At 75.8% G+C, this 7414-nt stretch carries 7 protein-coding genes; 6 read left to right on the top strand and 1 reads right to left on the bottom strand.

Going from position 1 to position 7414, the window contains the following annotated elements; all coding sequences use genetic code 11:
• Window positions 1-87 precede the first annotated feature (87 nt).
• The 4 genes from mca to AC0CYZ_RS15105 all read left to right on the top strand — a co-directional run bounded on the left by mca (window position 88) and on the right by AC0CYZ_RS15105 (window position 4147).
• Complete coding sequence (gene mca / locus AC0CYZ_RS15120; RefSeq protein ID WP_472216711.1) at window positions 88-966, top strand: mycothiol conjugate amidase Mca; 879 nt, start codon at window positions 88-90, stop codon at window positions 964-966.
• Window positions 963-1277 carry a hypothetical protein gene (locus tag AC0CYZ_RS15115; RefSeq protein ID WP_472216709.1) on the top strand — a complete coding sequence of 105 codons (315 nt, stop codon included), beginning with the start codon at window positions 963-965 and terminating at the stop codon, window positions 1275-1277. The genes mca and AC0CYZ_RS15115 overlap by 4 nt, the downstream gene beginning before the upstream one ends.
• A gap of 67 nt (window positions 1278-1344) precedes the next feature.
• Complete coding sequence (locus AC0CYZ_RS15110) at window positions 1345-3387, top strand: thioredoxin domain-containing protein (protein ID WP_472216707.1); 2043 nt, start codon at window positions 1345-1347, stop codon at window positions 3385-3387.
• Window positions 3388-3490: 103 nt separating this feature from the next.
• A complete protein-coding gene (locus AC0CYZ_RS15105; protein WP_472216713.1) occupies window positions 3491-4147 on the top strand; it encodes a hypothetical protein in 657 nt (218 codons plus the stop codon).
• Here the strand turns inward: AC0CYZ_RS15105 and trhA are convergent.
• On the bottom strand, window positions 4138-4815 hold the full coding sequence (gene trhA, locus AC0CYZ_RS15100; protein WP_472216706.1) for a PAQR family membrane homeostasis protein TrhA: 678 nt from the start codon (window positions 4813-4815) through the stop codon (window positions 4138-4140). The two genes, AC0CYZ_RS15105 and trhA, sit on opposite strands and share 10 nt — an antisense overlap.
• Window positions 4816-4959: 144 nt before the next feature.
• On the opposite strand from trhA, the gene AC0CYZ_RS15095 reads away from it, so the two are divergent.
• On the top strand, window positions 4960-5739 hold the full coding sequence (locus AC0CYZ_RS15095; RefSeq protein WP_472216705.1) for an isoprenyl transferase: 780 nt from the start codon (window positions 4960-4962) through the stop codon (window positions 5737-5739).
• A 545-nt stretch (window positions 5740-6284) separates the two neighbouring features.
• On the top strand, window positions 6285-7414 hold a 1130-nt coding region (locus AC0CYZ_RS15090), incomplete at its 3' end, for a DUF885 domain-containing protein (protein ID WP_472216704.1).

The raw sequence follows: 7414 nt of genomic DNA, 5'->3' as shown, positions 1-7414 counted from the left end.
GCTCCACCGTCACTCCCTCATCTCCCTCGTTCTACGGTGAGCCATCATGTCACCGCCTGAACCGTCTGCCTCCGAGGCCTACGGCTCATGACGGTGCACGCGCACCCCGACGACGAGTCGAGCAAGGGCGCGGCGACCTGTGCGCGCTACGTCGCCGAGGGCGCCGAGGTCATGGTGGTCACGTGCACCGGGGGCGAGGCGGGCAGCATCCTCAACCCCGCGATGGACCGCCCCGAGGTGCTCGCGGACATGATGGGCGTGCGCCGGGCCGAGATGGCCCGCGCCGCCGAGATCCTGGGCGTGGCGCACCGCTGGCTCGGGTTCGTCGACTCCGGGCTGCCCGAGGGCGACCCGAAGCCCCCGCTGCCGGAGGGCTGCTTCGCGCTCGAGCCGCTCGAGGTGCCCACCGAGGCGCTGGTGCGGGTCATGCGGGAGTTCCGGCCGCACGTCGTCGTGACCTACGACGAGAACGGCGGCTACCCGCACCCCGACCACATCCGCTGCCACGAGGTGTCGATGGCCGCGTGGGAGGCGTGCGGGGACCCGGACCGCTTCCCCGACGCGGGCGAGCCGTGGCAGCCGCTGAAGCTCTACTACTCGCACGGCTTCACGAAGGCGCGGATCGTCGCCTTCCACGAGGCGCTGCTCGCGGCGGGCCTGGAGTCCCCGTGGGCTGAGTGGCTCGAGCGCTGGGACGGCACCCGGACCGACCCGGGCACGCGCGTGACGACGCGGGTGCGCTGCGCGGAGTACTTCCCGGTGCGTGACCAGGCGCTGCTCGCCCACGCCACGCAGATCGACCCCAACGGCCGGTGGTTCTCGATGCCGATCGAGATGCAGCAGCGGGTGTGGCCGACCGAGGAGTACGAGCTCGCGCGCTCCCTGGTGGGCGACCCGGAGGAGACCGAGTCGGTCGAGGACGGCGACCTGTTCGCCGGCGTCCGCGAGCGGGTGCTCACCTCGTGATCCCCGCCGCCCTCGCCTCGCCGGTGGCCACGCTCGCCGTCGTCGTCACCCAGGCGCAGCCGCCCGCGCCGGGGTCGGACCGCGGTGAGGAGTTCGGCAAGACCTCGCCGATCGCGCTCGTGGTCATCCTGCTGCTCGCCGTGGCGACGGTGGTGCTCATCCGTTCGATGTCCAAGCGGCTGCGCAACGTCCCGGAGTCGTTCGACCCGCCCGAGGAGCCGCCGGCGTCGGGCACGCCGGACGCCCCGGGCACGGCAGCGGCGTCCGACGAGGCCGGTCCGACGCGGGAACGGTCCGCCCCGGACGGCTGACCGGCGCCGCGGCCGGGTCGCCCGCCGGCCGGACGACCGGGCGGTGACTCCGTGCGACCATCAGCGCATGGCCAACCGGCTCGCGGGCTCGACCAGTCCGTACCTGCGCCAGCACGCGGACAACCCGATCGACTGGCGGCCCTGGGAGAGCGCGGCGTTCGACGAGGCCCGCGGGCGCGACGTCCCGGTGCTGCTCTCCGTCGGCTACTCCGCGTGCCACTGGTGCCACGTCATGGCCCACGAGTCGTTCTCCGACCCGCAGATCGCGGCCTTCGTCAACGAGCACTTCGTGGCGATCAAGGTCGACCGCGAGGAACGCCCGGACGTCGACGCGGTCTACATGGAGGCCACCCAGGCGATGACCGGCCAGGGCGGCTGGCCGATGACGTGCTTCCTCACCCCGGACGGCCAGCCGTTCCACTGCGGGACCTACTACCCGGCGCAGCCGCAGAGCGGGATGCCGTCGTTCCCACAGCTGCTCACGGCGGTCGCGAAGGCGTGGGAGACCGACGGCGACACGGTGCGCGACGCCGCGTCGCGGATCGCCGACCGGCTGTCGGGGGTCGCGCGCTCGCTGCCCGCCGCGGCGGTGGACGAGGCCACGCTCGCCGGCGCGGTCGACGGGCTCGAGAGCGAGTTCGACCGGGTCGCCGCGGGGTTCGGCGGCGCGCCGAAGTTCCCGCCGTCCGCGGTGCTCGAGTTCCTGCTGCGCCACCACGAGCGCACGGGCAGCGAGCCGGCGTGGCGGATGGCGACCGCGACCCACGAGCGGATGGCCCGTGGGGGGCTGTTCGACCAGCTCGCGGGCGGCTTCGCCCGCTACTCGGTCGACGCCCGCTGGGTGGTGCCGCACTTCGAGAAGATGCTCTACGACAACGCCCTGCTGCTGCGCAGCTACGCCCACGAGGCGCGGCTGGCTCCCGACCGGCCGGGGGGCTCCGGGCTCGCCCGTCACGCGGCGGAGCTGACGGGGGGCTTCCTGCTGCGCGACCTGCGCACCGCCGAGGGCGGGTTCGCGTCGGCCCTCGACGCCGACGCCGCGGGTGAGGAGGGCTCGACGTACGTGTGGTCGCGCGCCGAGCTCGCCGAGGTGCTCGGCGCCGCGGAGGGGGCGTGGGCGGCCGAGCTGCTCGGCGTCACCGAGGCCGGGACCTTCGAGCACGGCCGCTCGACGCTGCAGATGCCCGTCGACCCCGAGGATCCGGGCCGGTGGCAGGCCGCGCGCAAGGCACTGCTGTCCGCCCGGGCGGCGCGCCCGCAGCCGGCGCGGGACGACAAGGTCGTGGCGGCCTGGAACGGCCTCGCGATCACCGCGCTCGTCGAGGGCGCCGCGGCGCTGGGCCGGCCGGACTGGCTGGCCGCCGCCCGGCGCGCCGCCGGCCTGCTGCTGCGGACCCACGTCGTGGACGGGCGGCTGCGCCGGACCTCGCGCGACGGCGTCGTCGGGGAGGCCCCGGGCGTCCTCGAGGACCACGCGGCGCTGGCCGAGGGGCTGCTCGCGCTGCACCAGGCCACCGCGGAGCCGCGCTGGCTCGACGAGGCCTGCGCGCTCCTCGACGTGGTGCTCGACCGCTTCGGCGAGCACGACGAGGCCGGCGCCCCGACCGGGGTCTTCTGGGACACCGCCGACGACGCCGAGGCGCTGGTCAGCCGCCCCCGGGAGATCACCGACGGGGCCACGCCGTGCGGGTCGTCGGTGCTGACGTCGGCCCTGCTCACCGCGTCCGTGCTGGCCGGCCCGGAGCGGGCGGGGCGCTACCGCGGCGTCGCCGAGGCGGCCCTGACGACGGCGGGCACGCTGCTGGCCCGCCACGCGCGGTTCGCCGGCGGCTGGGCGAGCGCGGCGGAGGCCGCGCTGCGGGGGCCGCTGCAGGTGGCCGTCGTCGGGTCGGACGAGGCGGCCCGGGAGCCGCTGGCCACGGCCGCCCGCCGGGTGGCGCCCGGCGGCTCGGTCGTGGTGGCCGGGGACCCGGAGGCGCCCGGGGTGCCGCTGCTCGCCGACCGTCCGCTGGTCGAGGGGGCGGCCGCGGCCTACGTGTGCCGGGGTTACGTCTGCGAGCGGCCCACCACGTCGCCCGAGGAGCTCGCGGACGCCCTGCGCGCCGTCTGAGCCGCCCTCGGGCCGGCTGTCCTCCCTCGGCGAACGACGTCGACGCGGGCATCGGTGTAATGCTGTAATTACGGCAAGCACCGAGCACGAGGAGTGGACGATGATGGTGGGACGAGGACACCGGGGACGCCCCGGCGGCGGGGGACGGGTCGGCCGGGGCGGGCGCCCCGCGAGCGAGCTGCCCCCGGTCGACGACCTGACGGCCTGGCTCTCCGGCCGGCTCCCGGACGGCTGGTTCACCGGCGCCCCCGAGGTGACGGTCGACCGCGAGGAGATCCTGGTCGTCGGCGAGCTGCCGGCGCCGGAGAACGCGGCGGACGCCGACCCCGCGGCCCGGGCGGCCAGCGCGGCCGGGCGCATCGCGCGGTTCCGGGAGGAGACGCGCGAGGACCGCATGGAGATCGCCCGGCAGGCCGAGCACCGCTACGGGCGCAAGGTCGCCTGGGGCGCGCGGATCCCGGGCAGCGGTGAGGACGACGGTGTCGAGGAGCTCTTCACGACGCTCTCGGTGCCGGTCATGACGCGGCTGCGCCAGCCCGAGCGGCGGGTGCTGGACACCCTGGTCGACGCCGGCGTCGCGCGCTCGCGCTCGGAGGCCCTGGCGTGGGCGGTGGCGCTGGTCGGCGAGCACACCGAGCCGTGGCTGGCCGAGCTGCGCGAGGCCATGAGCACGGTCGACGAGCTCCGCGCGCGGGGTCCGCGACTGGACGGCGAGGACGACGAGGACGGCGAGGGCGCGCCCACCGACACTCAGGCGTAGAGCACCAGCCAGATGGCGACGTGGTGGCAGATCGCGGCCACGACGGTCGCCGCGTGGAAGAACTCGTGGAACCCGAAGGTGCTCGGCCAGCCGACGGGCCGCCGGAAGGCATAGCAGAGGGCCCCGAGGGTGTAGAAGCCACCGCCCACGAGGAGCAGGACGAGCGCCGCCACGCCGCCGCGGTGGAGCAGGTCGGGGAGGACGAAGACCGCGACCCAGCCCAGGGCCAGGTAGAAGGGCACCCCGACCCACCGCGGGGCGTGCGGGCGCAGCAGCTTGAGCGCCGCGCCGCCCGCGGCGCCGATCCAGACCACGAGCAGCACGACGAGCCCGGTGGGCTCGGGCAGGGCCAGCACGGCGAACGGCGTGTAGGTCCCCGCGATGAAGATGAAGATCATCGCGTGGTCGAGCCGCTTCATCGTCGTGCGGGCGCGCTCCGAGGTCCACGCCCGCCGGTGGTAGAGCGCGCTGATGCCGAACAGGCCGAGGACCGCCACGGCGTACACCGCGCAGGCGGCCGCGGCGGCGGCGGAGACCGTGGCGGCGGCGAGCGCGACGAGCGTCGCGCCGGCCGCGATCCCGACGACGAACGACCACAGGTGCAGCCAGCCGCGCAGTCGCGGCTTGGCCGGCGACGCGAGTTGCGGCGGCAGGTCGGCGAGGCTCACGCACGCCAGGGTAGGCGAGTACCCGGCGTCGTCGGAGAACGTCGTGCGACCGCCCGGTGACGGGTGGGCGAGCCCGTCGGCGGCACCCGTCCGGGCGGGGACGACGGCGCGATCCGTGACCTCGACGGCGTAACCTGGCCGCCCGTGAGCGTCCGGAGCAACATCCGCGAGGTCGCCGAATCGCTCTACGAGCGACGGCTGCGGCGCCGGGTCGTGGCCGCTCACCCGCCCCGGCACGTGGGCGTCATCCTCGACGGCAACCGGCGCTGGGCGCGCGAGGTGGGGCTCACCGACCCCAGCGACGGGCACCGGGTGGGCGCCCGCAAGATCGTCGACGTGCTCGACTGGGCCGACGAGGCCGGGGTCGAGGTGGTGACGCTCTTCCTGCTCTCGACCGACAACCTGGGTCGGGCGAGCGACGAGCTCTCCCAACTGCTGGAGATCATCGCGACGGCGGTGGAGGGGCTCGCGGCCCCGGACCGGCGCTGGCGGCTGCGGGTGGTGGGCAACCCCGACCTGGTCCCCGCGCCGACGGCCGAACGCCTGGCCGCCGCCGCCGCGAGCACCGAGGGGCGGACCGGCATGCAGGTGAACGCCGCCGTCGGCTACGGGGGCCGGCAGGAGATCGCGGACGCGGTGCGCAAGCTGCTGCTGCGCCACGCGGAGGCGGGCACGTCGATCGAGGAGCTCGCGGAGGTCCTCGACGTCGACCACATCGCCGAGCACCTCTACACGTCCGGCCAGCCCGATCCGGATCTCGTCATCCGGACCTCGGGCGAGCAGCGGCTCTCGGGATTCCTGATGTGGCAGTCGGTGTACTCGGAGTTCTATTTCACCGAGGCGTTCTGGCCGCAGTTCCGTCGGATCGATTTCCTGCGCGCGCTGCGCGACTACTCGGATCGGCACCGACGCTACGGCGGCTGAGTCCGGCGAATCCGGGGTGGTACCGCGGACGCACCGACGCGTCCGTGCCATCCCCCGATGGGCACGGACGCGCCGGTCCTTGCGCCGCCACGGCGCGGCCCCCCGATCTGCTCCCAGGGGACCGGGGGCCCGCGTCGTGGCCGTCTGTGGGCTCAGCCGTTCCGGCAGGTGCTGAGCACCGTTCCCGCCTTCTCCGCCAGCATTCGGAAAGGTTTTCCCCTCGTCCGGTGCGCGGTCCCCGATCAGGGACCGGGTGATCGCCTTCGTGGTCCGGCCTCACGGACGGTGTGGCCGATGACGTGGACCTAACGACGCCGCCGACCCGGAAGAGTCGCGCATTCCTCGATCGAGTGACGGACAATTCGCACCGCTACTCGACTGGCCGGATCGGGTGGCGCGCGGGTCGGCCGGGGCGTGGGGCCCGGCCCGGGGGGAGCATCCGGGACGCGATCGGTCACCGACCTCGACACCCGGGTGTCGTATCCAGTGACGCGGTGTCCGCGCCGAGGCTCCCCGGGGCCCGACGACGGGTACCGTCGGCGCCGGTGGACGGACGTGACCCCGAGGGGCTGCCGGGGGCCTACGTGACCCTCGGGCTCCGCCTCGGGCGCGTCGTGCCGGGGCTCGTGGACGCCCACGTCGGCGACCCGGCGGTGGCCAGCCGCGTCGACGCCGAGCCCCGGCCCGACCCGTCGACGCTGCGCCGCGACGCCGCCGCGCTGCGCCGGCGGCTCGCCCACACCCCGGCGCTCGGGCCGGCCCGGGCGGAGTACCTCGACGCCCAGCTCGCCGCGTGCGAGGTGATCGCCGCGCGCGCGGCGGGCGAGGAGGTCGGCGTCGTCGAGGAGATCCGGGACTGCCTCGGCGTCGACGTCGCCCCCGGCGAGCCCGACGACTACCGCGCGGCGCACGCCCGCCTCGCCGACGTCCTCGGCACCGACGTCCGCCGGCTGCCCGGGGCCCTCGCGGCGTTCCGGGACCGCGACCGCGTCTCCCCGGAGCACCTGCGCCCCGGCCTCGCGGCGATCATGGCGGCCCTGCGCGAGCGCACCGGAGCGACGGTCGGGCTGCCGCCGGGGGAGGGGGTCGACCTGGAGATCGTGACCGGTGTCCCGTGGGCCGGGTTCGCCCGGCGGGTCGCCCGGGCGCGCTCGGTCGTGCAGGTCTCCCGCGAGGCGGGCCACCGGCGGGCGCACCTGCCGGTGCTCGCGGCCCACGAGGCCTACCCCGGGCACCACACGGAGATGACGCGGATCGAGCTCGCCGACGCCCCTGCCCCCGAGCGCACCCTCTTCCTGGCCCGCACACCGCAGAGCCTCGTGGCCGAGGGCGCGGCGGAGTGCGGGCTCGAGGCCGTCGTCGGGCCGGGCTGGGGGACCTGGGCGGTCGGGCACCTGGCGGCCGGCGGTGTCCCGACGACCGCGGCCGAGGGCGCGCTCGGGGAGGCGGTCGAGGCCGCGATGGTCCCGTTGGCCGCGGTCCGTCAGGACGCCGCCCTGCTGCTGCACGGCAGCGTCGCGTCCGACCGTGCGGAGCAGGCGCGCGCCCACCTGCGGCGCTGGCTGCTGATCGACGACGCGCGCGCCGGCCGGATGCTCGAGTTCCTCGCGCACCCGCGCTGGCGCATCCACACCACGACCTACGTCGAGGGCGCGCGCCTCGTACGGGCCTGGCT

The organism is Actinomycetospora sp., assembly GCF_055612215.1.
Note: the sequence above shows the minus strand (reverse complement) of the source record. Positions and strands in the feature narration are given on the sequence as shown.

Coding starts and splice junctions, on each gene's coding strand:
- mca (WP_472216711.1), top strand. CDS start 88: ATGACGGTGCACGCGCACCCCGACGACGAGTCGAGCAAGGGCGCGGCG.
- AC0CYZ_RS15110 (WP_472216707.1), top strand. CDS start 1,345: ATGGCCAACCGGCTCGCGGGCTCGACCAGTCCGTACCTGCGCCAGCAC.
- AC0CYZ_RS15105 (WP_472216713.1), top strand. CDS start 3,491: ATGGTGGGACGAGGACACCGGGGACGCCCCGGCGGCGGGGGACGGGTC.